This is a genomic window from Mesorhizobium sp. MC2-1-1 (genome assembly GCF_057597255.1).
In genome coordinates, this window is record NZ_CP195205.1 from 2,549,217 (window position 1) to 2,574,724 (window position 25,508).

Genomic DNA, 25,508 nt, shown 5'->3' on the forward strand with positions numbered 1-25,508 from the left:
CGCTACTGGGCGGTGCTGGGTTGCGGGGCCGGTGCCGCCGGCTGCCCCGTTCCGGGCTGCGGCGCCGCCGGCTGACCGGGCTGGGGCTTGCTGTCCGGATCGCGGAAGTAGCGGAAGAATTCCGACTGCGGCGACAGCACCATCGTCGTCCCGGTGTTGTCGAGCGCAGTGCTGTAGGCATTCATCGAGCGGTAGAAGTCGAAGAAGGCCGGATCGCGCTTGTAGGCGTCGGCGAAGACCGAGGCGCGCTGCGCCTCGCCCTGGCCGCGCAGGATTTCCGCCCCCTTCTGCGCCTCCGCGATGGTCTCGACGACATCGCGGTCGGCTCGCGCCCGGATGGTCTGCGCCGCCACGTTGCCTTGCGCCCTCAGCCGCTCGGCCTCGGCCAGACGCTCGGCCTTCATGCGGTCATAGGTCTGCTGCGAGACCTCGGCCGTCAGATCGGTCCGGCGGATACGGACATCCTCCACGTCGAGACCGAGCGAGGTCGCGTCCGGACGCAGTTGATCGCGCACCTCGCGCATCATGTTGCCGCGCTCTTCCGAAAGGGCGGCCTCGAAATCGCGCAGACCGTAGACGCGGCGCAACGCCGCATCGAGACGAGTCCTGAGGCGGGCCTCGGCGAGTTCGACCTGCCCGGACACGGCCGCGCGGAAGGTGCGCGGATTGGAGATGCGGTAGGCGATGAACGCGTCGACCTCGTAGAACTTGCCGCCGGAAACCTGGACTCGGATGTTATCGAGATCGAGGCGCATGACCCGCTTTTCGATCATTTGCACGCTGTCGGCATCGAAGAAGGGGAACGGCGCCTTGAAATAGATGCCAGGATCGTTCTTGACGTCGATGATCTCGCCGAACCTCAAGACGATCGCCTGCTGGCCGGCATTGACCACGTACACCGCCGAATAGAGCAGGAACAGAAGAACGGCCGCGATAACCGCGAAGATGGGAAGACGGTTCACCATCACTGGTTACCTCCCGTCGTGGCGCCCACGGCCGGCGCCGGCGGCGCCTTCGGCTGCAATGCCGGCAGCGGCAGGTAAGGCAGCACGCCCTGACCGTTGCCCTGCTCGACGACGACCTTGTTCGAGTCCTTCAGGATCTTCTCCATGGTTTCGAGATAAAGACGCTTGCGCGTGACGTCGGGCGCCTTGGCATATTCATCGTAGACGGAGATGAAGCGCTTCGCCTCGCCCTCCGCCTCCTGCACGACGCGGTTCTTGTAAGCGGTCGCGTCTTCGCCGATCTGCGCCGCCTCTCCGCGTGCCTGACCGATCTTCTGGTTGGCATACTGCTGGGCCTGCGCGACGAATTTGTCCTGGTCCTGCTCGGCGCGTTGCACTTCGTCGAAGGCATCGGCCACCTCGCGCGGCGGCGAGGCGTCCTCGATCGAAACCGCGTTGACCTGCAGGCCGGCCTTGTAGCCGTCGAGCGTGCCCTGGATGATCTCGCGCACGGAGGTTGCGATACCCTGGCGATCGTCGCGGAAGATGTCAAAGGCCGGGCGCCGGCCAACGACTTCGCGCATCGCGCTCTCGGCGACCTGCGCCAGCATACCGTCGGGATCCGAGACGTCGAACAGATAGGCCTTCGGATCGGAAACCTGGTAGGCGACCGAGAACTGCACATTGACGATGTTCTGGTCGCCGGAAAGCATCAGCCCGGAGCCGCTGCTCGATCCGCCGCCGACACTGACGAGCTGCTCGGAGATCTTGACCGTCTCGACCGTTTCAACCGGCCACCAGTGGAAATGCAGGCCCGGTTCCGAAAGCTGAGCCTTCGGCTTGCCGAAGCGCAGTTCGACCGCGACCTCGTCCGGCTGGACGGTATAGATCGCCTTGAAGGCCCAGAGCGCAATGAGCGCCAGCGCGATCAACCCTAGAACCGCCGGGCTGGCGCCCCCGCCACCCGGAAGCGCGCGCCGCAGCCTGTCCTGGCCGCGCCGGATGATGTCTTCGAGATCGGGAGGCGAACCTTGCGGGCCGCTCGGCCCCTTCGGTCCCTGCCCCCAGGGCCCCTGATTGCCGCCGCCGCCCCATGGGCCGCCGCCACCGCTCTTGTCGTTCCAGGGCATGAATGTCCTTTCGCTTCGGTTCCCTCAGGCCTTACGGCGCAATCCTAACGTCGTTCTTCTATAGGGACGCCATGGCATGCTTTCAACGCGAGAGCCACCGCCACCGTCCGATTTGGGCCGATAGCGACCGTTTGTCGTCGTCAACGGCCGCCGCGACGGCGTTCGTAGACGGTGTAGCGCGTCGCGTGGCTGTCCTTCTCGCCGGCGGCAAAATCCTCGGCGCTGACGATTTGCCACGTGCTTGGGTCAATCGGGGGGAAATGGGCGTCGCCGTCGACGCTGGCCAACACATGCGTAACATGCAGGCGGTCGGCGATCGGCAGGGCCTGAGCATAGATCTCGCCGCCACCGACCACGCAGATTTCCCCGGCGCCCGCCATGCAGCGGCCGCGTACCTTGGCCAGCGCGATCGCGTCATCCAGCGAGTGTGCCACTTCTGTGCCCTCGGTGCGCCAGCTCTTGTCGCGCGTCACCACGATGTTCAGACGGCCGGGCAGCGGCCGGCCAATACCTTCATAGGTCTTACGACCCATGACGATCGGCTTGCCCATCGTATCGGCCTTGAAGCGCTTGAGATCGGTGGAAAGCCGCCACGGCAGCCCGCCTTCGCGCCCGATCACGCCGTTCTCGGCAATGGCGACATAAATGGCGACGTCCATCAGTTGGCGTCTCCGCCATTGTTGTCCGAAGGTTCCAGCAGCAGGATGTCGATGTTGCGCTCGGGATAGAAATCCTTCGCGGTCACCTCGAACGTCGTCGGCCCGACTTTCTTGACGTTGTCGCCGCAGAAAGAGACGAGGTTCTTGGGGCTGCCCTTGTCGATCGTCAGCTTGAAATTGCCGATATTGCCGGAAGCCCAATTGCCCCCCGTGGTGAGGATGTAGGCGATCCGGCTCTCGTAATATTTCGGGTAGCCATCCGGATTTGCCTTGGCTGCCTTGCGCACCGCGTTGTCGAATGTCTCGTCCATGCAATAGCGGGTCTTGTAATTATCGTATTGCGGGCTCTGGAACTGGCCGTCGGAGAAAAAGCTGACCGAGGAAGTGCCGCCGACGCTGGGCTTGTAGCGGTGCGAGACATGGACTTCCTTGTTGGCCGGGAAAGTCGAACGCCACCAGTAGGTCGAGCGCAACTGCCAGAACGGCACATAGGAGCTCTGCATGCCCGACCCGTTATCGGCGGTATCCTCGATGATGATCCCGCGGTCTTCCCAATCCTTGGTGACGTCCTTGGGCAGCTTCGCCAGGGCCGCCTTGGCGGCGTCGCCGAACGGATAGAGCGGCACGTTCTGCGCCTTGAGATCAGCCGTGATGTCGATGCCGAGCGCCAGGGCCTTCTGCTCCAGTTGCGGCTTGGCGTCGACACCATCGATCGTCACCTCGAAGCCGAGGAAGTTGTCGCTCTGCGCTTCCGGGATCGCCGGCATCTCGTTGGGATCGCCCTCTATGTCGGGCATCGGGAACGCGACGATGGAGCTGACGTCCTTGTCGGTGTTGTTTCGGAAGACATAGTCGACCGTCACCTTCTCCGGCGAGATGAAAAGGTCCTCGCTTTGCATGGCAACGGCGTCGCTGCGCGACAGGATCAGCCCGCCGGTGCCCAGCTCGGCGACGGAATCATTGGCGAAGGCCGGCGCAGCAATGACCGCCAGCGCTGCGGCCAATACGGTGCGTAACATGAACCCCTCCTCTGTAGCGCGATACCGGGACCAGCCGGGTGCGTTCTTCCATCTACCCGTTTCAAGATAGCCTTTCAAAGCCCTTCGTCGCCGGATACGGGTCCTTCTGGACACCGCGCCGCCGATCGGGCAGGAGATCGCCATGCGCAAGCTTCTCGTCATCGGCATCGGCGCCGGAAATCCCGACCACATGACGGTCCAGGCCATCAACGGCCTGAACCGTGCCGACGTGCTGTTCATTCCGGACAAGGGCGCGAAAAAGAACGATCTCGCCGATCTGCGCCGGCAGATCTGCGACCGCTTCGTGATCAACCCGAAATCGCGCCGGGTCGAGTTCGAGGTGCCGGTACGGGCAGAGCCGACATCGTCCTATCGCGCGACGGTCGACGACTGGCACGAAGCGATCGCAGAAATCTATGAGAGCCTGATCCGCGACGAACTTGCCGAGGATGGTTGCGGCGCCTTGCTGATCTGGGGCGACCCGTCGCTCTACGACAGCGCGCTGCGTATCCTCGAACGCGTTCGCCTTAGGGGCAATGTCGGGTTCGAGCTCGAGGTCATCCCCGGCATAACCGCGATCCAGGCGCTGGCCGCCGCCCATGCGACCGCGCTCAACCTCATCGGCGATTCGATCCTGGTCACCACCGGCCGACGGCTGACCGAGGAAGGTCTGCCCGCGAATGCCGGCACCGCGGTGGTCATGCTCGACGGAAAGTGCGCCTTCAACACGTTGGCCGATAAGGATGTCTTCATCCAGTGGGGCGCTTATCTCGGCACTGCGGACGAAATCGTCATCTCCGGCCGCTTGGGCGACGTTGGTGCCGAAATCGAAAGGGTTCGTGAGGACGCCCGGCGCAAGAAAGGCTGGATCATGGACACCTACCTGCTGCGCAAGCCAGAATAGGCGACAGAGGGCTGCCCTACTGCCTACCCAGCATCGATCTCCGCCTGCAGGGCCTGCATATGGATGGCGGCGGCCGACGAAGCGGCTCGCTCTATGGCCCGGAACCGGCTGACGACCGCCAGCCCCACCGATGTCAGTTGCGCGCCACCGCCTTTGCGGCCCCCGGTCTGCGCCGCGACCAGCGGCTTGCCGAACACGCGGTTCATGTCCTCGACCAGATCCCAGGCATGCTTGTAGGACATCTCCATGCCGCGCGCCGCGGCGGAGATCGAGCCGAAGGCGGCGATCTGCTCCAGAAGCTCGATCTTGCCCGGGCCGATCCGGCCATCTGGGTCGAGATTTATCCGCAGGCTTAGCGACGGCATGTCCTGTTCTCCGCAATCATGTCGAGGTTAGCCCTTTTGCGGACAAAGCGCTATTCCAAACCAACATAGCGACATACGCATCCATCATCCATCGGCCTCCGCTGGCAACCCGACGGCGGTCGTCGCGCTGTCGAAGCTCACCGTCTTGATCACGGCGAAGACCTTGTGCCCAAGCGCGAGGCGCAGGGTTTGCCTTGACTGTTCGGTGATGCGCGCCAGAACGGTCGAGCCGTTGCAATCGATGGCGATTTCCACCGTAGGCCCGGTTCCCGGCCTGATGGCGGAAATTGTGCCCGGCAAAATGTTGAGCGCGCTGAGGCCCGTCGGTTGCTCGGTCGCAACCATGACGTCGCGGGCCCGGACGCGCAGCCGCACCGAAGCTCCGACCGCATGTGCAAGACGCGGCACGCGGATTTCGCCGGCCTGCGAGGCAAGCACCGTCATGCCGAAAGCCTGGTCGTGACGCAGAACCTTGGTGTCGAGCACGGCACCGCCCTCGCCGCGCTGCTCCGCCGGTAACAGGTCGAGCCGCTGCATGATTGCGGCTGTCGGACCCGAGGCCGCGACCTTGCCTTGCGAGAGCACAACGACGTCGCTTGCCAGCCGCGCCACCTCGGCGACGGAATGGCTGACATAGACGATCGGCACCTTCGTCTCATCGCGCAGCCGCTCGATATAGGGGAGGATCTCGGCCTTGCGCGCCTCGTCGAGCGAGGCGAGCGGCTCGTCCATGAGCAACAGTCTCGGACTGGCAAGCAGGGCACGGCCGATCGCCACCCGCTGCTTCTCGCCGCCCGACAATTTCGCCGGCCGCCGGTCCAGCAGATGAGCGATGCCAAGCAGGTCGATCACCGCATCCATCTTGGCGTAGCGTTCGGAAGAAGGCGTGAACCAGCGGCCGTATCGCAGATTGCCGGCGACGCTCATATGCGGGAACAGCCGCGCATCCTGGAACACCATGCCGATCCGCCGTCTGTGCACCGGCACGAAGATGCGCGCGGCGGTGTCGACCAGCACGCGTCCGTCGATGGCGATGCGGCCCCTGCCTGGAGGGATTAGGCCCGCGATGAGATTGATCAGCGTCGATTTGCCGGAGCCGGATGGCCCGAACAGCGCGGTCAGCCGGCCGGCGCTCTCGAACCGCGCTTCCAGGGCGAAGTCGCCAAGCCGGTGGTGGATATCGACCGAGAGAGTCATTCGATGTCCATCCGCCGCCCGACGCGCCGCGCCAGCACCTCCGACGCGATGAGCGCAACCATCGAGATGGCGATCGAGATCAGCGTCAGCCTGAGCGCGCCCTCGTCGCCGCCAGGCACCTGTGTAAGGGTATAGATGGCCGAGGGCAGCGTCTGCGTTTCGTTGGGAATGTTGGAGACGAAGGTGATCGTGGCGCCGAACTCGCCCATCGCCTTGGCGAAGGAAAGGATCGCGCCGGCGATCAGGCCGGGCAGGATCAGCGGTAGCGTTATGGTGGCGAACACCCAGAGCTGATTGGCGCCGAGCGTTCCGGCCGCCGCCTCGATTCTGCGGTCGACCGCCTCGATGGAGAGCCGGATCGCCCGCACCATCAGCGGAAAGCCCATGACGCCGCAGGCCAGCGCCGCGCCGGTCCAGCGGAACGAAAAGACGATGCCGAAATGCTCGGCAAGGAAGGCGCCCGCCGGCCCGCGGCGGCCGAAGGTGAGTAGGAGCAGATAGCCGGTCACCACCGGCGGCATGATCAGCGGCAGATGCACCAGCACGTTGAGCACCGTCTTGCCCCAGAAACGGCCGCGCGCCAGCAGGAGCGCGATCAATATGCCGGGTGGCAGGCTGGCGGTCATCGCCACAGTCGCCACCTTGATGGACAGCCGGACCGCATTCCATTCGTCGGGAGTGAGGTCCAGCAGCCAATTCATCGTTGTGTTTGCGCGCTCTTTCTCAGTTGCTCGGCGCTAGCACCGTAAAACCCTGCTCCTTGAAGATCTCGGCGGCCTTGGCCGACTCGACGCATTTCAGGAAGGCAGCCGCATCCTTGTCCTTCGAATCCGCGGTCTGGGCAATCGGGTAGATGATCGGCGGATGCGAATCCTCCGGAAAGGTGCCGACGATCTTGACGCCCTTTTCGGCATGCGCGTCGGTGGCGTAGACGATGCCCAGCGCCGCCTCGCCCGTCGAGACCAGCTTGAGTGCCGCGCGCACATTCTCGGCCTGCGCGACCTTGCCCTCGACCGACGACCAGACGCCCAGCGATTCCAGCGCCGCCTTGCCGTATTTGCCGGCCGGCACGGCCTTGAAATCGCCCATGGCAAGCTTGCCGTCGCCGATCAGCCCGGCAAGGTCGAAGCCTTTCTCGACCTTGGTCTCGACCTTGGAATCCTTCGGAGCCGCCAGCACGATCTGGTTGCCTAGCAGCTTCACCTGCGTATCCGGCTTGATCAGCTTCTTGTCCGAGAGATATTTCATCCAGTCGAGGTCGGCCGAGACGAAGATGTCGGCCGGCGCGCCGCCTTCGATCTGCTTGGCCAACGCCGAGCTCGCCGCGTAGGATATGGTTGCGGCTTTGCCGACTTCCGGCTCGCATGCCTTGTTGACCGCATCGAGTGCGTCCTTGAGGCTCGCGGCGGCAAATACGATCACCTTGTCCTCGGCACGGGCCGCCGGCACCGTTGCCATCAGCACTGCCGCCAGACCGCCAGCGGCGATCGCCTTCAGTCCAAAACCCTTGCCCGTCATGAAGTGTCTCCCTCGTTCCAAACCGTACGGCCCAAAGCCTTGGACCGATATATCCGGATGAACATAACAAGGGAAGGCTTTTCACCTGCCGTGGCATTGTGTGCCGGCGTGGTCCCGGCCTACGATGGATGCGAAACAGCGATGCTGAAGGAGAGACGCAGGAAGATCAGCGCCCGCAACATCCTCAAGGGTAAGGTGACCGGGATCGCCAAGGGAGCCACGACGTCGCATGTCAGGATCGACATCGGCGGCGGCGTCATCGTCACCGCGTCGATCACCAACGAGGCGGTCGGCGACCTCGCGCTCGAAAAAGGCAATCAGGCCTATGCGGTGATCAAGGCTTCGGACGTGATGGTCGGCATCGACTGAGAAAGCTAGACGGCGATCGGCGCCTTGATGCTCGCATCGGCGAAATAGTTCTCGAGGCGGAAATCCTCGAAGCGGAAGGCGAAAAGGTCCTTCACCTCCGGATTGATCCACATCGTCGGCAGGGCCTTGGGCGTGCGCCGCATCTGCTCGCGCGCCTGCTCGAAATGGTTCGAATAGAGATGCGCATCGCCCAGCGTGTGGACGAAGTCGCCAGGCTTCAGCCCGGTCACCTGCGCCACCATCATGGTGAGCAAGGCATAGGAAGCGATGTTGAACGGCACGCCGAGGAAAATGTCGGCCGAGCGCTGGTAAAGCTGGCAGGAGAGCCGGCCTTCCGAGACATAGAACTGGAACAGGCAATGGCAGGGCGGCAGCGCCATCGCCTCGACTTCGGCCGGATTCCAGGCCGAGACGATGAGCCGCCGAGAGTTGGGATTCCTGCGTATCTCCTTCAGAAGATTCGCGATCTGATCGATCTCGCCGCCATGACCGTCCGGCCATGAGCGCCACTGCTTGCCGTAGACCGGGCCGAGATCGCCGTTCTCGTCGGCCCATTCGTCCCAGATGGTCACACCATGATCGTTGAGATATCTGATGTTGGTGTCGCCGGCCAGGAACCACAGAAGCTCGTGGATGATCGACTTCAGATGCAGCTTCTTGGTGGTGGTGACCGGAAAGCCGCGCGACAGGTCGAAGCGCATCTGGTAGCCGAATACCGAGCGCGTGCCGGTGCCCGTACGGTCGCCACGGTCGGCGCCGTTCTCCAGCACATGCTTCAACAGGTCGAGATATTGGCGCATCGGCTCCGCCTCGATTCGGATAACGGGCCATCATAACGAATGTGCGCGCCGACGCCACGCCCGTCTCAAATCCTCCCCTAAGCAAGTAGGCAGGACCTTTTCAGAATTCGCTCTGGCGAGTCGAATAGCGTGGTTTTCGAGAACCGGAGCGGAGTGTACCAAGGTACGTGAGCAACGGAAGCGCGGAAACCGCCCGCGCATGCCCCCGAAAATCGAAGCGATTTTGGAGAAGGATCATGCGCAAACCAAAGTGCTACAGCGTCCTTTGCGCGTCCACAAGGACGCGCTGCGCTGTAGTCGGCCGCCAGACTAGAATTATCAAAAGTTCCTACAGCGAGCCGAGTTTGCCGAGATCCTTCGCAACCAGGTAATAGAAGGTCACGCGGCTCTTGGTGTTGTCGGCATGCATCGCCTTGCAGGTCTTCTCGATCGAGGCGTTGGCTTTTGCGGCATCCGCCACGCCAAGCTTCTTGCCGATCCAGTTCTCCCGCACGCGGTCGAGTTCCTTCGGGTCGGTGCAGGACACCAGCGAGGAATCGCGGTTCCTGAGGGCAATGCCCAGATGCTTGACGATCTTATCCACCGCCTCGGCGCTGGCGCCGGCATCGTATTTCTTCACATCCGCAAGATAGTCGGCCATCGAACTTCCCCTCGTCGGCGCCACGGATCCGGTCGATGAGGGTTGTGGCGCGTTACGCAACGTGTGCGTCAGGTCAGAGATTCCTCACCGGGAGCGAGATTTGATTGAGCGGGCGCGCAAGTCAACCCTTGGCTGCACAGTTTGGCATAACCGGATAAGCGCCGGTTTGGCCTTTCTTTTTCCGTTATCGGTCCCTATATTCGCTTCGTCGGCTTGACCGACTATGGCGATAAACAGGCGATGAAATAAGCCGTTCGGACCCGGGGGCGGTACCCGGCGCCTCCACCAAAAACCGCTCTGGCTGACGGAGCGGCTTTTGCTGGGGGCGAAATAGGATCGACGAAGGTGTAAAGATCGTACTTTTGCCCGGCATTGTACCACCGTCATCGGGCTAAACTTATAGTTGCCAACGACAACTATGCGGAAGCTCGTCTCGCTGCTTAATGCGGCGCGAACGCTTCAAATCAAGTCCTAGCGGTTCGCACTTCTAGGCGGGGTTCGGAGGTACCTGGCAACAGAAACCTCCACCTTCCCCCATTTTGCTTCTTCCCGATCAACCGACGGCCAAGGCACGTCCGGCGCTTGGTGCGTGGCGCGCAGCCTTGCCGCTCATCCTCAATGGACAAGCGATGCAAAATGATTGCGACCGATTTTTCGCGCTGACCGGCGGCCCCGGCTCGGGCAAGACCACCTTGATCGAGGCGCTGCGGGCTAATGGCTTCGCCACGGCGACCGAGGCCGGGCGCGGCATAATCCGCGACCAGATGGCCGTCGGCGGCCCTGCCCTTCCTTGGCAGGATCGCGCGCTCTTCGCCGAGCTGATGCTGTCGTGGGAATTGCGCTCGTGGCGCGCCGCACACGCCGAACCCGGCCCGGTGTTCTTCGACCGCGGCGTGCCCGACACGATCGGCTATCTCAGGCTCTGCGGCTTGCCGGTGCCGGACCACGTCACAGGCGCGGCGCGGAAATTCCGCTACGCGCGCCGCGTCTTCGTCGCGCCTCCCTGGCCGGAGATCTTCATCCAGGACGAGGAGCGCAAGCAGACGTTCGACGAGGCCGAGCGCACATTCCGCTCGGTGACCGGCGTTTATGCCGAGTTCGGCTACGACCTTTTGCCGTTGCCTCTCGCTCCAGTCCAGGAGCGACTGCGCTTCATCATCGACCAAGCAGGCCTGCCGCAGACATGAAAAATGTCGGGCAAGCCCGGCCTTTTTGTGTCGTCCGAGATGACCTATTCCGCCGGTGCCTCGGCCGCCTCGCGTGCGCGGCCGAGGGTCAGCTTGGCCAGGGTGAACGAGATCACTGCGCAGAGCGCGATGCCGGCCACCATCGGAAGCGGCGTGCCGTCGAAAAAGATACCGGCGATGCCCATTGCCAGCGCGCCGATGGCGAAATGCAGCGTGCCCATCAGCGCCGAGGCCGTGCCCGCGATCTCGCCATGCTCTTCCATCGCCAGCACCGAGGTGGTCGGGATGACGAGGCCAAGGAAGCCGTAGCCGATGAAGAGCAGCGCCGCCATCACGTCGAGCCGGTCGACGCCGGACGCCATGATCGCGAAGAGCGCCATCATCACCGTGGCATAGCCGGTGACCGCCACCCAGACCACGCGCTTCAAGCCGAAGCGATCGGCCAGCATCCCGGTCAGCTGCGACATGCCGATGAAGGCGACCGCGTTGATCGAGAAGAACACGCTGTAGACCGACGGCGACAGGCCGTAATGGTCGATCAGGATGAACGACGAACTCGACAGATAGACGAAGAAGCTAGCAATGCCGAAGCCCGCGATCGCCACGAGGCCGAGGAAGTTGCGGTCGCCCATCAAGTAGCGATAGCCGGCAATCGCCGTGCCGAAGGACGAGCCGGCGCGCTCCTCGACCGGCCGCGTCTCTTTGAGCGATGTGGCAAGCAGAATCGTGGCCAATGCCGCGGCGCCCGTCACCGTCCAGAATACAGCGCGCCAGCCAAAGCTTTCGATGATCTGGCTTCCAGTCAGCGGCGCGAGGATAGGCGATACCGAGAACACCAGCATCAGGAGCGACATCAGCTTGGCGGCCTCGTTGCCCGTGTGCAGGTCGCGCACGATGGCGCGAGGCACAGCCATGCCGGCGCTGGCGCCGAGACCCTGCAGGAAGCGGAAGGCGATCAGCCATTCGATGTTGGGCGCCATCGCCGAGCCGACGCCGCCGACCATGAACAGCGCGAGACCGGCATAAAGCGGCGCCTTGCGCCCGACCATGTCGGAGATGGGACCGACGACGATCTGCCCGAAACCCATCGACAGGAAGAAGATCAGAAGGCTCATCTGCACGGCGGCCGTGCCGGCATGCAGGTCCTGACCGATCGAAGGCAGCGCGGGAAGATACATATCGATCGCGAACGGGCCGATCGCGGACAACAAGCCGAGCACGACCGCGATGCGGAGGAATTTGGGACTCATGAGAAGGCTCTTTCGGATCTGGTTGCCGCCGCGAAATGCCGGCGTCTGAACCCAGGACGTTCCATCCCGCGGAAATCCGACATCCGGGAGCGAACCTCGTTTCGTCTCCGCGGAGGCGAACTTGTCTATCCCGCAGCGCGGACTCTCCTTTGTTGTGTCCATAAATTTAGACAGACTTGTCCAATTCGTCAATCACCGCTATATAGATTTTCATGAAGCACGGCGTCTCTCCTGACACTTTCCCGCCACGCAGCCATGAGGCCAAACGCGTGTCGGTGGTCGACGCTGCAGCCTCGGTCTTCTGCCGGGAAGGCTATGCCGGCGCCAATATCGACCTGATCGCGGCCGAGGCCGGCGTGTCGCGCCAGACCGTCTACAACCATCACGGCGACAAGGAAAAGCTCTTCGTCGCCGTCGTACGCGACCTGACGGAGCGCTGCAATGCCGGGATCTTCGCCACCATCGCGACCTTTCCCGACCAGCCCACGGACCTCGAAGCCGACCTCATCGCCTTTGCCGTGCGCATGAACCGCAACTGCATCTGCAACCGCGATGGCCGCTTCCTGCGCAAGCTGATCCATGCCGAAGGCGAACGTTATCCGGAACTGTTTGCCGAATGGCGTGAACAAGGCCCGGGCCGAACCTGGTCAGCGCTTGCCGCGCGCTTCGCCCGGCTCGCCTTTGCCGGCCACTTGTCGATCGGCGATCCCGACGTCGCTGCGCGGCAGTTCCTAGCTCTCGTCAATGCCGAGCTTCAGGTCACTTTCATGCTGGGCGGGGTGCCTACGGAGGAAGAGGTGCTGCGCTCCGCCACCAATGGCATGCGAACCTTTCTCGCCGCCTTCGCCAGAAAGAAATTCCCGGCCGGCAAACAGGCGGCGCTGGCCCACGCCTAGCGATCAAATCGCCGGTACCCCTATTGGCCTGAGCGCTTTGCGCCTATATGCGGTTTACGCCGCGCCTAAGCTTCATTACAGCTATGCGGACGATTCAACGGAACCCGACCATCACATGGCCGACGACCACATCCGCTACGACATTCTGGCCCAGGAGGCACTGCGCGGCGTCATGCGCAAGGTCCTGGCCGAGGTCGCGCGCACCGGCCTTCCGGGCAATCATCATTTCTTCATCACCTTTCTGACCGGCGCGCCGGGCGTGCGGATCTCGTCCAGGCTACGCGAGCGTTATCCGGACCAGATGACCATCGTCATCCAGTTCCAGTATTGGGACCTCAAAGTGACCGATGCGGGCTTTGAGGTGGGACTCTCTTTCTCCGATGTTCCGGAAAAGCTGGAAATCCCCTTCTCCGCAGTGCGTGGCTTCTACGATCCGTCGGTCAATTTCGAGCTCGAATTCGACGTCAAGACGGAGAACGTCGAAGACGAGGCAGCCGCTCCCGCGCCCGAGCCGATCGCCGTCGTGCCTGAGAAAAAGGCCGAAACGAAAAAGAAGGCTGCCGAAGCCGAGAAGAAACCAGCCGTCGCCGAGACCGGCGGCAAGGGCGCCGACGTCGTTTCGCTCGACGCCTTCCGCAAGAAATAGCCCGGCGGCATGGGCGAGGTCGTCAATCTCCGCCAGGCCCGCAAGCAGAAAGCGCGCACCGAGAAGGACCGCCGGGCCGTCGAGAACCGTGCGCTGCATGGCCGGACCAAAGCCGAGCGCGAGCGCGAGCGGCTGATCTCCGAAAAAGCCGGGAAATTCGTGGCCGGCCATCGCCGTGAAAAGCCTGACGACCTTGGCAAGCGCTGAGTCCTCCGATGGCCGCGGTCGAAAAACGTTCGGTAACGATCCGCGGTCACCGCACCAGCTTTTCCCTGGAGCAACCATTCTATGACGATCTCATCGCCATCGCAGCCGAGCGGTCGCTGTCGCTCGCGGCCCTGATCGCCGAGATCGACGAGAGCCGCACCCGGGATGCCAACCTTTCTTCCGCTCTGAGGCTCTATGTGCTCGCCTGGGCTAAGCGCCGCGGTACCGCGTTCTAGGCCGCGTTGTCGCTAACGCTTTGCCCAGCCTTGCGCCTGGCGCCGAAGCTGAGAAGCGCCGAGCGCTCGCGCTCTTCCGCCTGCTTCTTCGACCTTACCCGCATCATGTCTTTCCAGCCGATATAGCCGATGAGCCGCTCGTCCTCGCGTGAGACCACGGGCAGATGTGAGACATTGGCGGTGAGCAGCTTGTCGGAAAGCGCCTCCAGATATTCGTCTGGATAAGCCAGCGTGATCTTGCTGCCGGCGAGCAACTCGCCGAGAGTCGTCTTGCGATGCATACCGGCCCGCCGCCAGCGCAGGATCGCGGGCGGGTCGATGAGGCCGAGCACATGCCCCTCCCCGTTGACCACCGGGAAGCTCGGATGCCGGGTGTCCGGGGCGGTCAGGAAGGTCGCCGCGCCATGCAGCGTCATCGTCGCCGGCACGCTCTCGACCTTGGTCGTCATCACCTCCCTGACCCTGGTCAGCGCGAAAGGATCGACGCGGTATTCGCGGACGAGGTGATGCCCGCGACGCGCTACTTTCTCGGTCAGGATCGAGCGCTTCATCAACAGCACGGTTACCGCGTGCGCGGTGGCGCAGGCCGCGATCAGCGGCACGAGGACATGCGTGTTACCGGTCAGCTCGGTGGCGAAGAAGGTCGCGGTCAGCGGGGCGCGCATGGTGCCGCCCATCGTCGCCGCCATCGCCAGCAGCGGCCAGAAGCCGGGGCTCGCCTCGGGCAGGATGCCCGACAGCACCGCCCCCATCGCGCCGCCCATGATGAGCAGCGGCGCCAGCACGCCTCCCGATGTCCCCGACCCCAGCGCCACCGACCAAATGACGGCCTTCACCACCAGAAGCAGCATCGCGGCGGCCGCGACCGTGCGGCCGTCGAGCATGTTGGCGATGTTATCGTAGCCGACGCCAAGCGCGTGCGGCTCGACCAGTCCGCCGATGCCGACCACCAGACCGCCGATCATCGGCCACCACATCCAGTGTATCGGCAACTTCAGGAAGGCGTCCTCGCAGGCATAGACCAATTGCGTCAGCAGGCCCGAGAGAAGTCCGGCGGCAATGCCGATCAGCACCCAGCCGCCCAGCCCGGCGATCGATGCCTGCATGGTCCCGGAGAACGGAAAAATCGGACCCGGCAGGTGCAGCAGACTGCGCTCGACTTCCGCTACGATCGCGGCGACGGCGACAGGAATGAAGCTGCGCGGCGTCCATTCGAACAGGAGCAGCTCGACCGCAAGCATGATGGCGGCGATCGGCGTTCCGAACACCGTCGTCATGCCGGCCGCCGCGCCCGCCACCAGCAGCGTCTTGCGCTCGTTGTCGCTGACCGGCAGCATCTGCGCGATCAGCGAGCCGATCGCCCCGCCGGTCATGATGATCGGGCCTTCGGCGCCGAACGGCCCGCCCGAGCCGATCGAGATCGCCGACGACAGCGGCTTCAGCACCGCGACCTTGGCGTCGAGCCGCGAGCGCCCGAGCAGGATCGCCTCGATGGCCTCGGGAATGCCGTGGCCGCGGATCTTCTCGCTACCAAAGCGCGCCATCAGGCCGATGATCAGCGCGCCGATCACAGGGACGATCACGGCGGCATAACCCAGCGGCGAGTCCTCAAGCTTGAGGTCGGCCAGCGAGAACTGGCCAAAATAGGCGATATTGGTGGCAAGCCTGATCAGCCGCAGAAGCACGATGCCGGCGAAGAGCCCGGCGGTTGCCACCACCACGGCGATGGCAGCGATGACGAGCACGCGCGGATCGGTAGTGAAGTCGCCAAGATGGCCGTTGCCGGCGCGAGCGGATTTCATATGGGAGCCTGAGCTTTCTGTTGGGCGCGAAGGCCGTCCGGTTTCAGGTGGCTCATATCGTAATACGATATAAATCATCAAGCGGTTTTCGGTCGCTGGGCCGCGTCATTTTGGACTTGGATCGCGACTGCCAGTTGAGCTTTCGCCGTAAAGGACCATAAGTCGGGGAATGACGCCGCCGAAACCACGCCCCGCCATCAGCCAGGCTGATTATCAGCGGCTGTCGCAATTCCGCTACCTGATCCGCCGCTTTCTCGAATTCAGCCAGGTCCAGGCCAATGAGGCGGGCCTCACGCCGCGCCAGCATCAGGCGCTGCTGGCGATAAAGGGATTTCCCGGCGGCGGACCGGTGGCAGTGGGCGACCTCGCCGAGCGGCTGCTCATTCGCCACCACAGCGCGGTGGAACTGGTGAACCGCCTTGCCGAGGCAGGGCTGGTCATCCGCGATCAGGACAAAGACGACCACCGTCGCGTCTTGTTGCAGCTCACCCCTCTCGCCGACGATCGCCTGGCCGAATTATCGGCCGCGCATCTCGACGAGCTTTCGCGGATAGAGCCGATGCTGCGGCGTCTGCTCTCGCGCCAGGAAGAGTCGTAGGCGCCCTGGTCTTCGGCTGGTTCCGTCACGCGGAGCGTAAAGCTCAACCGCCGTCGAGCGACTTCAACAGATTGTCGATCGTGAACGGATTGGCCTTTGGCTTCGCCGGCGTCGGGGTCGAACCGACGCCGGGCAGCGATCCGTCGGCCTTCCGCGTCTGCTCGGCCGCCTTGCGCGCTGCTTCCAGCTTCGCTTGCTCGGCCTTCTTGCGATCAGCCTCGGCCTGCGCCTTGGCTGCCTCGTCCGCGGCCCGCTGCTCGGCCTCCGCCTTCGCCTGCGCATCTGCATTCGCCTTGGCGTCCGCCTCGGCCTGCGCCTTGGCGTCGGCCTCCGCCTTGGCCCTCGCCTCTTCATCGGCCCTGGCTTTCGCGTCGGCTTCCGCCTTTGCCTGCGCTTCCGCCTCGGCTTTCGCCCTGGCTTCGGCCTCGGCCTTTTGCCGCGCTTCTTCCTCCTGCCGGCGCAACTCCTCCGCGGCCTTGTCGCGCTCGGCCTGCAGCGATGCATAGTAGCGCACTTCACGCCGCAGCCGCTGCTTCTCCAGCAGCGCCGCCTGCATCGCCTCGACCCGCTGCTGTTCCTTCTCCAGCGCGCGCTGCGTCAGGAACTGCGCCAGCGGACCGCTATCGAACTGGAGCGCGGTCGCCCCAAGCGGGCCCGAGAGGCTGAAATTGACGGCCGGCTCGGAGCCGACCATCGCCTCGTCGCCGGGACGGTAGGTCAGCGCCCCCTTTGCCGTGACGGTGCTTGTGTTGAGATCGGCGGTTACGTCGGCGGACAGGGTCGCGCCGGGATTGTCGAGACTGATTGGCGGCACCCGTAACGTGCCGTTGGCGACTGTGAAGGCCACATCCGTGTCGCCGGCGGCGAAGCTGCCGTCCCCGGCGATCCGCGGCGCGAAATCAGCCGTCCTGGCCGCGTCGATGTCACGTCCGATCGCGTCGGCCTTGGCGATAATTCCAGCAAACCCGTCCGGATTGATGCCGTCCACTTTCAATCCCCTCAGCGCCGCGGTTCCGGACCCTGACAGGGCGGCAATCATGGCGTCGACGGATTTGCCGCTGGTCGACAGCGCCGCCGAAAGGTCACCGCTGCCGCCGATCCCGGCGCCCGGCAGAACCGCGGAAAGATCGGCGCCGGCAAGCCTTATCTGGCCGGAGAACAGGCCGGTGCCCTCCGTGTTCTTCAGGTCGAACAGGCCGGTCAGATCGCCGCCATGCAGCTTCGCCTTGAGGTCGGAGACATGGATGCCTTCCCGATCAAGCTTCAGCGAGAATGAAGCGTCATGCGCCGTCGCGAATGACCCGACGGCGAGCGCCGATGTGTTTAGATCGAGGTCCGCGTTGAACGGCAGCGTCGATTTCTGGCTGAACGGCGTCGTCGGCCATCCACCCTTGGCGGGAGTGAAGGACTGGTCGCCGAACAGCGAAACCGCCAGCGGATCGAGGTCGAACTCGTCGAGCGCGACCGCCCCCGCTAGATGCGGCAGCCCATCCTTGGCGTCGATATTGATGTCGCCGGACACCGCCGCCTTGTTGATCGACCCGGTGAGACCGCTCAGCACAAGGAGCCCGTTGCCGAAGTCGGCATCGGCCGCCAGCGACGTAGACGTCCCGGTTCCCATGCCGGGCAGGCCTACCCCCGTCGTCATCAGCCACGGTTCGATGTCGGCGGCATCGAGATTGACCTTGCCCTTGGCGGTCGGGCCCTGCGCCGTCGCGGCGACGGTTCCGTCGAAGCCCGCCCTGAAATCGTCGGCCGTCAGGTTGAAGCTGGTCGCGAGACCGCCGGCGATCGAGCCCTTCGCCGAGACGTCGGTATTGGCATGGCCGAGCATGCCGAGTGGCAGGGTCGGCAGGCCGTAAAGCGCCAGCAGCGTGGTTGCATTGTCGTTACGGGCGTTGAAGGTGATCGACACCGGCGCCTGGGATAGCTTGTCCACGGTTCCCTTGCCGGAAAGCGAGGCCGAGAAGGCCGAGCCGCCGGCCTTGCCCTGGGCCGAGAGCGCCAAGCCCGTGGTGCCGTCGCCATTGTCGGCGGCGCTGGTCAGAAGATCGATGCGCGCATCCTGAAACAATTCGGGATAGGCCGCCGCGCGACTGGCCAGGCCCCTGAGCGCGGCATTGTCGGGATAATGCTCGGCCGCCATATCGATCAACGGCTTGAGGTCCACCGCCACCACGGAGGCGTTGAGCTTGCCCGTCGGGCTCTGCGGGAAATCCTTGACCCGGCCCGTGGCGCTGATCGAGGCGCCGGCCAGGCCGCCGATCGAAAGCCGGTCGATCTCGAGCAGGCCTTCGCGCAGCCGCAGCGCCGTGTCGACCGCGTCGGCGCTCAGGCCGCCGGCGCTGACTGGGCCCGCCTTGATCTGGAAATCGAGATCGCGATTCGAAAAGCGGTTGGCGCCCTTGTCGCTGATGAAGATCGACGCGAAGGCGGCGAGCCCGTCCAGGTCCATCTCGCCGCCCGTCAGCCGCATCAGCACCGATGGCCTGGCGCCCTCCGGCTGGCTGGAATCGATGCTGCCCGAAAATTTCGCCTTGCCGAGGACAAGTTCGAGGTCGCTGAAGGACTGCCGGTTCTCGCTGAGATCGACCTTGGCCTTGAAGCCGGCCGCGGGCAGCCGGCGGATGGCCTCGTCGACATCCTTCGACAGCCAGGCGGCAAAGCCCGAAGGCTGCCCGACGGCGAGCAGCAAAGAGCCGGTGAAGCCGAAATGGTCTTGCAGGCTCAGCATGCCGTCCGCTTCGAGCGTCGTGCGGCCCGGCAGGGTCGCGGCAAGCGACTTGACCGACCAGCCGCCTTCGACCGGCTCAGCCGAGAGCCGCACGTCGCGCACAGTCGTATCGCCGGCCACCACCGCCGGCAGCCGGACCTCGAGCGTGCCCGGTATCGTCGGCTTCGGCATGTGCTGCAGCGTCTGCTCCAATGCCGCGATACGCTGGTCGAGCGTGAAGCCCGATCCAGGGGCGCCGCCGACAGCCTCGTCGAACTGCACCTGCGCGCCATCGGCTTCGACCGCGAAATGCGGCTTCAGGCCGAGATCGACCGAGGCCTTGCCGTCGGCTGTGTAGGGATTGTCGAGTGGCCCGGTCTCGAAGCGGAACTCGTCGACATTGAGCTTCTGGTGGTCGAGCGCGAACTTGCCGTTCAGCCGGAAGCCCGGGTCGGGTTTGCCGGTGCTGATCTTGACCGGCTCGCCATTGTTGCCACGCAGTTCGCCCGAATTCTTGTCGGCGCCGGAGATCTTGAACTGGCCGGAATAGACCGCGGCGCCCTTGACGATGCCGGCATTGCCGTCAGTTTCGATGATCAGGGGATAGGCATCGGGGTCGGCCTTCAGCCTGAGCCGCATCTGGCCGTCCGCTTCCACCTTGCCGGTCGAGGCCGAGACGTCCGCGTGCAGGCCGTCGAAGCGAAGCGTTCCGTCCATGCGCCAGGGGCCGGCGAGCGATTTGGCGGAAATCGTCGAATTGATCTCGGAGATCACATGGCTGCGCCCGCCGGCTTCATGACGTAGTTCGATCCGCCCTTCGGTCACGGTCAGCTTCTCGATGGCGATCTGGCCCGGATCGAATGGGCTCGACGGCCGGATCGCCCAGTCGACGGTGCCGTCATTGGCGACGTCGATGGTCGCCTTGGGATGCACCAGCCGCATGTCGAAGATCAGCACCTCGCCGCGCAGGAAGGGTGCCAGTTCAGCATCCATCGAGAAGGTTTCGACCGTCATGGCGGGCTGGCCGCCAGGGCCGCCCGCGACCTCGACATTCGAGAAGGTCACCGACGGGAATGGCAGAAGCCGCGCCGTCGCGTCACCCTTCACCGTCACCTTGCGCCCGAGGATGGCGCTCGCCTCGCGCTCGAAATCGCCCCGGTAGCCCGTCCAGTCGATAAAATACGGCACCACCAGCGCCGCGCACAGCACCAGCACGAACAGGCCACCGAAGATCACGAACAGGCGGGCGAGCATCTGTTTACCAGGTTGAAAGTCAGCCGCACTCTACCCGCATCCGCGTGTCGATAAAGAGGCAATTCAGCGCGACAGCCGCCAACGTCTCCAGTTGCGCGGCGGCTCGAGGTCGGGGTATCTCCTTTTGCCTACCCCACCCCTCCGGCCACGCCCTGGCCGCAACGGATCTCAACCCAACCGGAGCGTTCCCGATGTCAGGCAAGAACTGGGATAGAGTGCCCATCGACGCGCAGAGCGTTGACGCTCCGCTGTCGACGGCCGCGATCTTCCTCGTCGTCACGGTCGGCGGCGACAAAGCGGCGTTGGCGAACGTCGCTACGGTGCTCGGCGAGCTCGACGACCTCGTCAAGAATGTCGGTTTTCGCGACCTCTCCGGCCGGCTGTCTTGCATAGCCGGCATTGGCGCCGACCTCTGGAACCGTCTGTCGCCTGACCGGCGGCCGCGCGAGTTGAAACCCTTCGCGCCAATCGAGGGGACAGCGCATTCGGCGCCCTCGACGCCGGGCGATCTGCTTTTCCACATCCGCGCCGAGCGGCCCGACATGTGCTTCGAACTCGAACGCATGCTGCTGAACAGCCTTAGCGATAGCGTGACGGTCGTCGACGAGGTATCGGGCTTCCGCTATTTCGACGCGCGCGATCTTCTGGGTTTTGTCGACGGCACCGCCAATCCGACCGGCCTCGACCTGCCTGCCTCGGCCCTGGTCGGTGACGAGGACGGCGACTTTGCGGGCGGCAGCTATGTCGTGGTGCAGAAATACCTGCACGACATGGCCGCCTGGGGCAAAACGCCGACCCATGTCCAGGAGGAGATCATTGGCCGCACCAAGATCGACAACATCGAGATCGACGATGACGACAAGCCGCGCAAGTCGCACAAGTCGCTGGCCACGATCGAGGACGACGCCGGCAACGAGTATGACATCCTGCGCGACAACATGCCGTTCGGCCGCCCAGGGCAGAACGAATTCGGCACCTATTTCATCGGCTACACGCGCTATTTGTGGGTGATCGAGAAGATGCTGCAGCGCATGTATGTCGGTGAGCCGCCCGGCGCCTATGACAGGCTGCTCGACTTCTCCACCCCGCGCACCGGCACCACCTTCTTCGCGCCGACACGGTCCATGCTGCAGAAGCTGGCCGAAGAGGCGCGGGAATGACCTCTGGCCGGCGGACTACCCGGCCGCCGGCAATATCTTGCCCGGGTTCATTATGTTGAGCGGATCAAGCGCCTGCTTGATCGTGCGCATGACATCGACGCCATGGCCTAGTTCGCGCCTTAGGAAGCCGATCTTGCCCTGGCCGATGCCGTGCTCGCCCGTGCAGGTGCCATCCATGGCAATGGCGCGCATGTTGAGCCGGGCGACGAATTCCTCGCACCGCGCGATCTCCTGGGGATCGTTAACGTCCATCAGCACCAGGGTATGAAAATTGCCGTCGCCGGCATGGCCGACGATCGGTGCGATCAGCCCCATCTCGGCGATATCGGCCTCGGTCTCGGTAACGCATTCGGCCAGCCGCGAGATCGGCACGCAGACATCGGTCGACAGCCCCTTGGCGCCGGGGCGCAGCGTCAGCGACGACCAATAAGCATCATGCCTGGCCTTCCACAGCTTTGTCCGCTCCTCGGCGACGGTGGTCCACAGGAACGGCCCGCCGCCATTCTCCTCGGCGATCATGCCGAACGTCTCGGCCTGTTCGGCGACGCCGGCATCGCTGCCGTGGAACTCGACGAACAGGCACGGGCTCTCCGGATAGTCGAGCTTGGAATAATTCTTCATCGCCCGCATCTGAAGCGCGTTGACCAGTTCGATGCGCGCCACCGGGACACCCATCTGGATGGTCGCGATCACCGTGTTGCACGCCGCCTCCAGGCTGGGGAACGGACAGACGCCGCCGGAAATCGCCTGCGGAATGCCCTGCAGCCTCAGCGTCAGCGACGTGATGACGCCGAGCGTGCCTTCTGACCCGACCAGAAGCCGCGTCAGGTCATAGCCGGCCGAGCTCTTCTTCGCCCGCTTGCCGGTCGTCACCGTCTCGCCGTCGGCCATGACGGCGGTCAGCGACAGCACGTTCTCGCGCATCGTGCCGTAGCGCACCGCATTGGTGCCGGAAGCCCTGGTCGCCGCCATTCCGCCAAGCGAGGCGTTTGCGCCGGGATCGATCGGAAAGAACAGGCCGGTGTCGCGCAGGTGCCGGTTGAGGTCCTCGCGCGTCACACCCGGTTCGACGGTGCAATCGAGATCCTGCGGGTTGACGGCGAGGATCCGGTTCATGCGCGAGGTGTCGATCGAGATGCCGCCGCCAGGAGCATTGGTGTGGCCCTCGAGCGAGGAGCCGACGCCGAAAGCGATGACCGGCACCCGGTGCGCGGCGCAAGCGCGCACGATCTCCTGCACCTCCTCGGTCGTCTCTACAAAGGCGACGCCATCCGGCGCCTGGGTCGGGATATAGGTGGTGGTGTGCGCATGCTGGCTACGGATCGCCGCGCCGGTCTGAAATCGCTCGCCGAAGCGCTGCTTGAGGATGCCCAGCACCGAAGCGATGCCTTCCTCATTGCGTTCGACAGGGTTGAGGTCGCTCAAAGCCATGAATTCCTCCGCGAATGGACCAGTGGCCACCCTTGTTCTGCAGCTATGGATGGTGCCTAAAGCAATTCCAGGAAAGGTGTGAAGCGGTTTTCCGGCCGGAATTACGCCAATCTTATGAGAACCTCACCAACAACGCTCTGTCCAGCGACGATCAAGGAAAACCAGATGATCATCCCCGCCCCCTTCATTTCCGATCCGATGGGCATCGAGAAAGACTGGATCGACTATAATGGCCATCTCAACATGGCCTATTACAACGTGCTGTTCGACCGCTGTTCGGACGAGGCCTTCGAAATGATGGGCATGGGGCCGAACTACGCAAGGGATCGCCGCCTCACCATCTACACCGCCGAAGTCCATGTCTGCTACGTCCAGGAGCTTCACCTCGACCACAAGGTGAAGGTCTCGTTCCAGCTCATCGACCATGACGAGAAGCGGCTGAGGGTCTATCAGGAAATCCGCCATGTCGACGGCTGGCTGGCCGCCACATCCGAGCAGCTTGCCCTGCATGTCGACATGTCGGGTCCGAAGGTCGCTCCCTTCCCCACCGACGTGATGGCCAAGGTCGAAGCTCTGCGCGCCGCCCACTCCCTTCTGCCGATGCCGGAGCGCGCCGGCCGCTCCATCGGGATCAAGCGCAAGAACGCTTGATGCACCCCGACGCCCGCGTTAACCTTACCAAGGTTTTAACGTGAACAAGCCGCTTGAGTCCGTTGAACGACTCAGTGTCACGTTCGAAAACCGCCGTACCGGGCTTGCGCGCGGGCGGCTGCGGAATGCGGTGCGAGGACAGGGCATGAAAACAGACATCAAGGTCGAAGTGGAGCGCTTGGCGTCCGATCCACGCATCAGCGACTATGATTTCTGGCGATCGTTGAAGAACGTCAACAACGAGATTTTCCACATCGCCAACAACAACGAACCCATACCCTTCGACATGATCCGCTGGCGCGCCATTCTGAAGCAGGCGCGCATGAAGCGCGGCCACGCTTGAACCATTATTGCCACCTCATCATCGCGGCTTGAACCCACCCAGCGGCGAGCGCGGCTCGACCGGTGACGACTGGATGATGGCGGTGTTGGTCATCGCATATGGGATGATCCGGTCGATCACACGCTCGAGCTCGCTCACCGAACCGACATGGGCAAGCGCGATGAAACAGTCCTCGCCGGTCACCCGGTCGCATTGCGCGATTTCCTGCAGTTCGCGGATGATTTCCGCCACCACTGAAAGCTGCCCGGGCACCGGCCGGATTCTGAGCCATGCCGACAGCTTCAGCCCAAGCGCCGCCGGGTTGATCCTTACCGTGTAGGCCTCGATCACGCCGTTTTCCTGCAGCTTGCGGATACGCTCCGCCACGCTCGGCGGCGACAGCCCGACCCCGCGCGCCAATTCCGCCGTGCTGATGCGCGCGTCCCTTTCCAGCAGCCGCAGGATCTTCAGGTCCGTGGCGTCCAGGTCGGCATTTTCATTTCGAAGGTCTTTCAACGTGATTCCCTTTCATAAGAAAGAAGAAAAGCCAGAAAGCAATTCATCAAACATATGATCGTCGATTTTCGCCTGCGACAATGCCCGCATGAAAGCTCAAACGCAAATCCCAGTTAGGAGCCTGCCCGCCAGCGCTGCCGACGCGCGCTCAACCCTCGCCGGTCCCACCACATTTGCCAGAACGGCCAACGCGCTGCCTCCGCATGCCTGGTTCTGCGTCAGCGCCGTGTTTCACTATCTTGGACCGGCCTTCGCCGTGATGCTTTTCGCCGAGGTCGGCGTGCTCGGCATGGCCTGGCTGCGCATCGCAACAGCCGCGCTTATCTTCGCTCCGTTGACCAGGCCCTGGCGCGTCTTCGCTCGTGCGGATCGAGCTCAGCGGCTGTTGCTGCTGGCCTTCGGCATCTGCCTGGCGGTGATGAACTGCTCGTTCTATCTCGCGCTCGAGCGCTTGCCGATCTCGCTGGTGGCGGCGATCGAGTTCGTCGGTACAATCGTAATCGCGCTCGTCGGCCTGCGAAGCTGGCGCAACTTTGCAGCGCTCGCTGTTGCCGTTGCCGGTACCTTGCTTCTCATCGACGTTAAATGGTCAAGCAATCCGGTCGGCCTTTCCTGGGCCTTTCTGAACGGCGCCCTGTTCGTCGGCTACATCGTGATCGGTCACCGTGTCGCCCGGACCGGCATCGGCATTGCAGGCCTCGGCACCGCGATGGCGATCGCGTTCCTCGTCGTGCTGCCTATCGGCTTCCGCGACGCGCTGCCGGCCTTCTCGTCGCCGCGACTGCTCGGCGCCGCGGTAGGCGTCGGAGTCTGCTCCTCGGTCATCCCTTACATTTGCGATCAGTTCGCCATGGCGCGGCTACCGCGCGCGAGCTTCGCGCTGATGTTGTCGCTCCTGCCGCTGACCGCGACACTGATCGGCGTCATCGTGCTGCGCCAGGTGCCGGGCGTCGCCGACTGCATAGGTGTCGCAATGGTGATCGCGGGCGTCGCCATGCACAAGCCGCTGCCGCACTAGATCAGAAAACAATTTCCGCCCAAGCCCTTACAAGAATGACGGTTTTGTTCCTTCACTTTTCCATCCGCGACTACAA

General features: G+C 63.9%; 27 protein-coding genes and 1 other RNA gene. 13 read left to right on the forward strand and 15 right to left on the reverse strand.

Annotated features, from left to right (window positions below; translation table 11 throughout):
* Positions 1 to 2 precede the first annotated feature (2 nt).
* The 4 genes from hflC to ACR64R_RS12830 all read right to left on the reverse strand — a co-directional run bounded on the left by hflC (position 3) and on the right by ACR64R_RS12830 (position 3,752).
* The gene (gene hflC, locus ACR64R_RS12815) at positions 3 to 965 is read right to left on the reverse strand and encodes a protease modulator HflC (protein WP_487361980.1); all 963 of its coding nucleotides are present in this window, start codon (positions 963 to 965) and stop codon (positions 3 to 5) included.
* Positions 965 to 2,074: an FtsH protease activity modulator HflK gene (gene hflK / locus ACR64R_RS12820; protein WP_487361981.1), complete on the reverse strand. Its 1,110-nt coding sequence runs from the start codon at positions 2,072 to 2,074 to the stop codon at positions 965 to 967. Before hflK ends, hflC begins: the two co-directional genes overlap by 1 nt.
* 140 nt (positions 2,075 to 2,214) lie before the next feature.
* Positions 2,215 to 2,733: a dihydrofolate reductase gene (locus ACR64R_RS12825; RefSeq protein ID WP_487361982.1), complete on the reverse strand. Its 519-nt coding sequence runs from the start codon at positions 2,731 to 2,733 to the stop codon at positions 2,215 to 2,217.
* Positions 2,733 to 3,752, reverse strand: a complete 1,020-nt coding sequence (locus tag ACR64R_RS12830; RefSeq protein WP_487361983.1) for a DUF4424 domain-containing protein — start codon at positions 3,750 to 3,752, stop codon at positions 2,733 to 2,735. Before ACR64R_RS12830 ends, ACR64R_RS12825 begins: the two co-directional genes overlap by 1 nt.
* A 142-nt stretch (positions 3,753 to 3,894) precedes the next feature.
* Between ACR64R_RS12830 and cobF the strand changes: the two genes are divergently transcribed.
* Entirely contained in the window at positions 3,895 to 4,656 is a 762-nt protein-coding gene (gene cobF, locus ACR64R_RS12835) for a precorrin-6A synthase (deacetylating) (protein ID WP_487361984.1), read from the forward strand.
* Positions 4,657 to 4,679: 23 nt separating this feature from the next.
* Here the strand turns inward: cobF and ACR64R_RS12840 are convergent, their stop codons facing one another.
* The 4 genes from ACR64R_RS12840 to modA all read right to left on the reverse strand — a co-directional run bounded on the left by ACR64R_RS12840 (position 4,680) and on the right by modA (position 7,736).
* Positions 4,680 to 5,021, reverse strand: a complete 342-nt coding sequence (locus tag ACR64R_RS12840) for a winged helix-turn-helix domain-containing protein (RefSeq protein WP_140755223.1) — start codon at positions 5,019 to 5,021, stop codon at positions 4,680 to 4,682.
* Between the two features lie 84 nt (positions 5,022 to 5,105).
* Positions 5,106 to 6,218 carry a molybdenum ABC transporter ATP-binding protein gene (modC, locus tag ACR64R_RS12845; RefSeq protein ID WP_487361985.1) on the reverse strand — a complete coding sequence of 371 codons (1,113 nt, stop codon included), beginning with the start codon at positions 6,216 to 6,218 and terminating at the stop codon, positions 5,106 to 5,108.
* Positions 6,215 to 6,919 carry a molybdate ABC transporter permease subunit gene (modB, locus tag ACR64R_RS12850; protein ID WP_487361986.1) on the reverse strand — a complete coding sequence of 235 codons (705 nt, stop codon included), beginning with the start codon at positions 6,917 to 6,919 and terminating at the stop codon, positions 6,215 to 6,217. The genes modC and modB overlap by 4 nt, the downstream gene beginning before the upstream one ends.
* A 22-nt stretch (positions 6,920 to 6,941) precedes the next feature.
* The gene (gene modA / locus ACR64R_RS12855; protein WP_487361987.1) at positions 6,942 to 7,736 is read right to left on the reverse strand and encodes a molybdate ABC transporter substrate-binding protein; all 795 of its coding nucleotides are present in this window, start codon (positions 7,734 to 7,736) and stop codon (positions 6,942 to 6,944) included.
* Positions 7,737 to 7,877: 141 nt separating this feature from the next.
* Between modA and ACR64R_RS12860 the strand changes: the two genes are divergently transcribed.
* The gene (locus ACR64R_RS12860) at positions 7,878 to 8,105 is read left to right on the forward strand and encodes a TOBE domain-containing protein (protein ID WP_487361988.1); all 228 of its coding nucleotides are present in this window, start codon (positions 7,878 to 7,880) and stop codon (positions 8,103 to 8,105) included.
* A 5-nt stretch (positions 8,106 to 8,110) separates the two neighbouring features.
* On the opposite strand, the gene ACR64R_RS12865 is transcribed toward ACR64R_RS12860, so the two are convergent.
* Both ACR64R_RS12865 and ACR64R_RS12870 read right to left on the reverse strand, forming a co-directional pair.
* Positions 8,111 to 8,905, reverse strand: coding sequence for a thymidylate synthase (locus ACR64R_RS12865; RefSeq protein ID WP_487361989.1), 795 nt, complete (start codon positions 8,903 to 8,905; stop codon positions 8,111 to 8,113).
* A 328-nt stretch (positions 8,906 to 9,233) separates the two neighbouring features.
* Positions 9,234 to 9,545 (reverse strand): DUF2853 family protein, encoded by a 312-nt coding sequence (locus tag ACR64R_RS12870; RefSeq protein ID WP_278048133.1) that lies wholly within the window; start codon positions 9,543 to 9,545, stop codon positions 9,234 to 9,236.
* 168 nt (positions 9,546 to 9,713) lie between these two features.
* Between ACR64R_RS12870 and ssrA the strand changes: the two genes are divergently transcribed.
* Positions 9,714 to 10,074: a transfer-messenger RNA gene (gene ssrA / locus ACR64R_RS12875) on the forward strand.
* Positions 10,075 to 10,174: 100 nt separating this feature from the next.
* Entirely contained in the window at positions 10,175 to 10,732 is a 558-nt protein-coding gene (locus ACR64R_RS12880; protein ID WP_487361990.1) for an AAA family ATPase, read from the forward strand.
* Between the two features lie 44 nt (positions 10,733 to 10,776).
* Here the strand turns inward: ACR64R_RS12880 and ACR64R_RS12885 are convergent, their stop codons facing one another.
* Positions 10,777 to 11,982 (reverse strand): multidrug effflux MFS transporter, encoded by a 1,206-nt coding sequence (locus ACR64R_RS12885; protein ID WP_487361991.1) that lies wholly within the window; start codon positions 11,980 to 11,982, stop codon positions 10,777 to 10,779.
* A 212-nt stretch (positions 11,983 to 12,194) separates the two neighbouring features.
* Between ACR64R_RS12885 and ACR64R_RS12890 the strand changes: the two genes are divergently transcribed.
* From ACR64R_RS12890 to ACR64R_RS12905, 4 genes are all read left to right on the forward strand, one after another.
* On the forward strand, positions 12,195 to 12,878 hold the full coding sequence (locus ACR64R_RS12890) for a TetR/AcrR family transcriptional regulator (protein ID WP_487361992.1): 684 nt from the start codon (positions 12,195 to 12,197) through the stop codon (positions 12,876 to 12,878).
* Positions 12,879 to 12,993: 115 nt separating this feature from the next.
* A complete protein-coding gene (locus ACR64R_RS12895; protein WP_487361993.1) occupies positions 12,994 to 13,524 on the forward strand; it encodes an SspB family protein in 531 nt (176 codons plus the stop codon).
* A 9-nt stretch (positions 13,525 to 13,533) separates the two neighbouring features.
* The gene (locus ACR64R_RS12900) at positions 13,534 to 13,731 is read left to right on the forward strand and encodes a DUF4169 family protein (protein WP_487361994.1); all 198 of its coding nucleotides are present in this window, start codon (positions 13,534 to 13,536) and stop codon (positions 13,729 to 13,731) included.
* A gap of 8 nt (positions 13,732 to 13,739) precedes the next feature.
* The gene (locus tag ACR64R_RS12905) at positions 13,740 to 13,967 is read left to right on the forward strand and encodes a ribbon-helix-helix domain-containing protein (RefSeq protein WP_487361995.1); all 228 of its coding nucleotides are present in this window, start codon (positions 13,740 to 13,742) and stop codon (positions 13,965 to 13,967) included.
* Here ACR64R_RS12905 and ACR64R_RS12910 read toward each other — a convergent pair.
* On the reverse strand, positions 13,964 to 15,769 hold the full coding sequence (locus tag ACR64R_RS12910) for a chloride channel protein (protein WP_487361996.1): 1,806 nt from the start codon (positions 15,767 to 15,769) through the stop codon (positions 13,964 to 13,966). The two genes, ACR64R_RS12905 and ACR64R_RS12910, sit on opposite strands and share 4 nt — an antisense overlap.
* 169 nt (positions 15,770 to 15,938) lie before the next feature.
* On the opposite strand from ACR64R_RS12910, the gene ACR64R_RS12915 reads away from it, so the two are divergent.
* A complete protein-coding gene (locus tag ACR64R_RS12915) occupies positions 15,939 to 16,367 on the forward strand; it encodes a MarR family winged helix-turn-helix transcriptional regulator (protein WP_487361997.1) in 429 nt (142 codons plus the stop codon).
* Between the two features lie 43 nt (positions 16,368 to 16,410).
* Here the strand turns inward: ACR64R_RS12915 and ACR64R_RS12920 are convergent, their stop codons facing one another.
* The gene (locus ACR64R_RS12920) at positions 16,411 to 20,334 is read right to left on the reverse strand and encodes an AsmA family protein (protein WP_487361998.1); all 3,924 of its coding nucleotides are present in this window, start codon (positions 20,332 to 20,334) and stop codon (positions 16,411 to 16,413) included.
* Between the two features lie 191 nt (positions 20,335 to 20,525).
* On the opposite strand from ACR64R_RS12920, the gene ACR64R_RS12925 reads away from it, so the two are divergent.
* Entirely contained in the window at positions 20,526 to 21,494 is a 969-nt protein-coding gene (locus tag ACR64R_RS12925; protein ID WP_487361999.1) for a Dyp-type peroxidase, read from the forward strand.
* A gap of 15 nt (positions 21,495 to 21,509) precedes the next feature.
* On the opposite strand, the gene ACR64R_RS12930 is transcribed toward ACR64R_RS12925, so the two are convergent.
* The gene (locus ACR64R_RS12930) at positions 21,510 to 22,925 is read right to left on the reverse strand and encodes an FAD-binding oxidoreductase (protein WP_487362000.1); all 1,416 of its coding nucleotides are present in this window, start codon (positions 22,923 to 22,925) and stop codon (positions 21,510 to 21,512) included.
* A gap of 165 nt (positions 22,926 to 23,090) precedes the next feature.
* Between ACR64R_RS12930 and ACR64R_RS12935 the strand changes: the two genes are divergently transcribed.
* Positions 23,091 to 23,576 (forward strand): thioesterase family protein, encoded by a 486-nt coding sequence (locus tag ACR64R_RS12935; protein WP_487362001.1) that lies wholly within the window; start codon positions 23,091 to 23,093, stop codon positions 23,574 to 23,576.
* Positions 23,577 to 23,721: 145 nt separating this feature from the next.
* Complete coding sequence (locus ACR64R_RS12940) at positions 23,722 to 23,919, forward strand: hypothetical protein (protein WP_487362431.1); 198 nt, start codon at positions 23,722 to 23,724, stop codon at positions 23,917 to 23,919.
* A gap of 18 nt (positions 23,920 to 23,937) precedes the next feature.
* On the opposite strand, the gene ACR64R_RS12945 is transcribed toward ACR64R_RS12940, so the two are convergent.
* Positions 23,938 to 24,414: an Lrp/AsnC family transcriptional regulator gene (locus ACR64R_RS12945; protein ID WP_487362002.1), complete on the reverse strand. Its 477-nt coding sequence runs from the start codon at positions 24,412 to 24,414 to the stop codon at positions 23,938 to 23,940.
* A gap of 88 nt (positions 24,415 to 24,502) precedes the next feature.
* Between ACR64R_RS12945 and ACR64R_RS12950 the strand changes: the two genes are divergently transcribed.
* Positions 24,503 to 25,432 (forward strand): EamA family transporter, encoded by a 930-nt coding sequence (locus ACR64R_RS12950; RefSeq protein WP_487362003.1) that lies wholly within the window; start codon positions 24,503 to 24,505, stop codon positions 25,430 to 25,432.
* The last annotated feature ends 76 nt before the right edge of the window (positions 25,433 to 25,508 follow it).

What these genes read in the sequence shown, in the direction of transcription:
- ACR64R_RS12950 (WP_487362003.1), top strand. Translation starts at nt 24,503, where the DNA reads ATGAAAGCTCAAACGCAAATCCCAGTTAGGAGCCTGCCCGCCAGCGCT.
- ACR64R_RS12860 (WP_487361988.1), top strand. Translation starts at nt 7,878, where the DNA reads ATGCTGAAGGAGAGACGCAGGAAGATCAGCGCCCGCAACATCCTCAAG.
- ACR64R_RS12900 (WP_487361994.1), top strand. Translation starts at nt 13,534, where the DNA reads ATGGGCGAGGTCGTCAATCTCCGCCAGGCCCGCAAGCAGAAAGCGCGC.
- ACR64R_RS12865 (WP_487361989.1), bottom strand. Translation starts at nt 8,905, where the DNA reads ATGCGCCAATATCTCGACCTGTTGAAGCATGTGCTGGAGAACGGCGCC.
- ACR64R_RS12880 (WP_487361990.1), top strand. Translation starts at nt 10,175, where the DNA reads ATGCAAAATGATTGCGACCGATTTTTCGCGCTGACCGGCGGCCCCGGC.
- ACR64R_RS12890 (WP_487361992.1), top strand. Translation starts at nt 12,195, where the DNA reads ATGAAGCACGGCGTCTCTCCTGACACTTTCCCGCCACGCAGCCATGAG.
- modA (WP_487361987.1), bottom strand. Translation starts at nt 7,736, where the DNA reads ATGACGGGCAAGGGTTTTGGACTGAAGGCGATCGCCGCTGGCGGTCTG.
- ACR64R_RS12905 (WP_487361995.1), top strand. Translation starts at nt 13,740, where the DNA reads ATGGCCGCGGTCGAAAAACGTTCGGTAACGATCCGCGGTCACCGCACC.
- modB (WP_487361986.1), bottom strand. Translation starts at nt 6,919, where the DNA reads ATGAATTGGCTGCTGGACCTCACTCCCGACGAATGGAATGCGGTCCGG.
- ACR64R_RS12915 (WP_487361997.1), top strand. Translation starts at nt 15,939, where the DNA reads ATGACGCCGCCGAAACCACGCCCCGCCATCAGCCAGGCTGATTATCAG.
- ACR64R_RS12910 (WP_487361996.1), bottom strand. Translation starts at nt 15,769, where the DNA reads ATGAAATCCGCTCGCGCCGGCAACGGCCATCTTGGCGACTTCACTACC.
- ACR64R_RS12925 (WP_487361999.1), top strand. Translation starts at nt 20,526, where the DNA reads ATGTCAGGCAAGAACTGGGATAGAGTGCCCATCGACGCGCAGAGCGTT.
- ACR64R_RS12870 (WP_278048133.1), bottom strand. Translation starts at nt 9,545, where the DNA reads ATGGCCGACTATCTTGCGGATGTGAAGAAATACGATGCCGGCGCCAGC.
- ACR64R_RS12895 (WP_487361993.1), top strand. Translation starts at nt 12,994, where the DNA reads ATGGCCGACGACCACATCCGCTACGACATTCTGGCCCAGGAGGCACTG.
- ACR64R_RS12930 (WP_487362000.1), bottom strand. Translation starts at nt 22,925, where the DNA reads ATGGCTTTGAGCGACCTCAACCCTGTCGAACGCAATGAGGAAGGCATC.
- ACR64R_RS12825 (WP_487361982.1), bottom strand. Translation starts at nt 2,733, where the DNA reads ATGGACGTCGCCATTTATGTCGCCATTGCCGAGAACGGCGTGATCGGG.
- hflK (WP_487361981.1), bottom strand. Translation starts at nt 2,074, where the DNA reads ATGCCCTGGAACGACAAGAGCGGTGGCGGCGGCCCATGGGGCGGCGGC.
- cobF (WP_487361984.1), top strand. Translation starts at nt 3,895, where the DNA reads ATGCGCAAGCTTCTCGTCATCGGCATCGGCGCCGGAAATCCCGACCAC.
- ACR64R_RS12935 (WP_487362001.1), top strand. Translation starts at nt 23,091, where the DNA reads ATGATCATCCCCGCCCCCTTCATTTCCGATCCGATGGGCATCGAGAAA.
- ACR64R_RS12885 (WP_487361991.1), bottom strand. Translation starts at nt 11,982, where the DNA reads ATGAGTCCCAAATTCCTCCGCATCGCGGTCGTGCTCGGCTTGTTGTCC.
- ACR64R_RS12940 (WP_487362431.1), top strand. Translation starts at nt 23,722, where the DNA reads ATGAAAACAGACATCAAGGTCGAAGTGGAGCGCTTGGCGTCCGATCCA.
- ACR64R_RS12830 (WP_487361983.1), bottom strand. Translation starts at nt 3,752, where the DNA reads ATGTTACGCACCGTATTGGCCGCAGCGCTGGCGGTCATTGCTGCGCCG.
- ACR64R_RS12840 (WP_140755223.1), bottom strand. Translation starts at nt 5,021, where the DNA reads ATGCCGTCGCTAAGCCTGCGGATAAATCTCGACCCAGATGGCCGGATC.
- ACR64R_RS12920 (WP_487361998.1), bottom strand. Translation starts at nt 20,334, where the DNA reads ATGCTCGCCCGCCTGTTCGTGATCTTCGGTGGCCTGTTCGTGCTGGTG.
- modC (WP_487361985.1), bottom strand. Translation starts at nt 6,218, where the DNA reads ATGACTCTCTCGGTCGATATCCACCACCGGCTTGGCGACTTCGCCCTG.
- hflC (WP_487361980.1), bottom strand. Translation starts at nt 965, where the DNA reads ATGGTGAACCGTCTTCCCATCTTCGCGGTTATCGCGGCCGTTCTTCTG.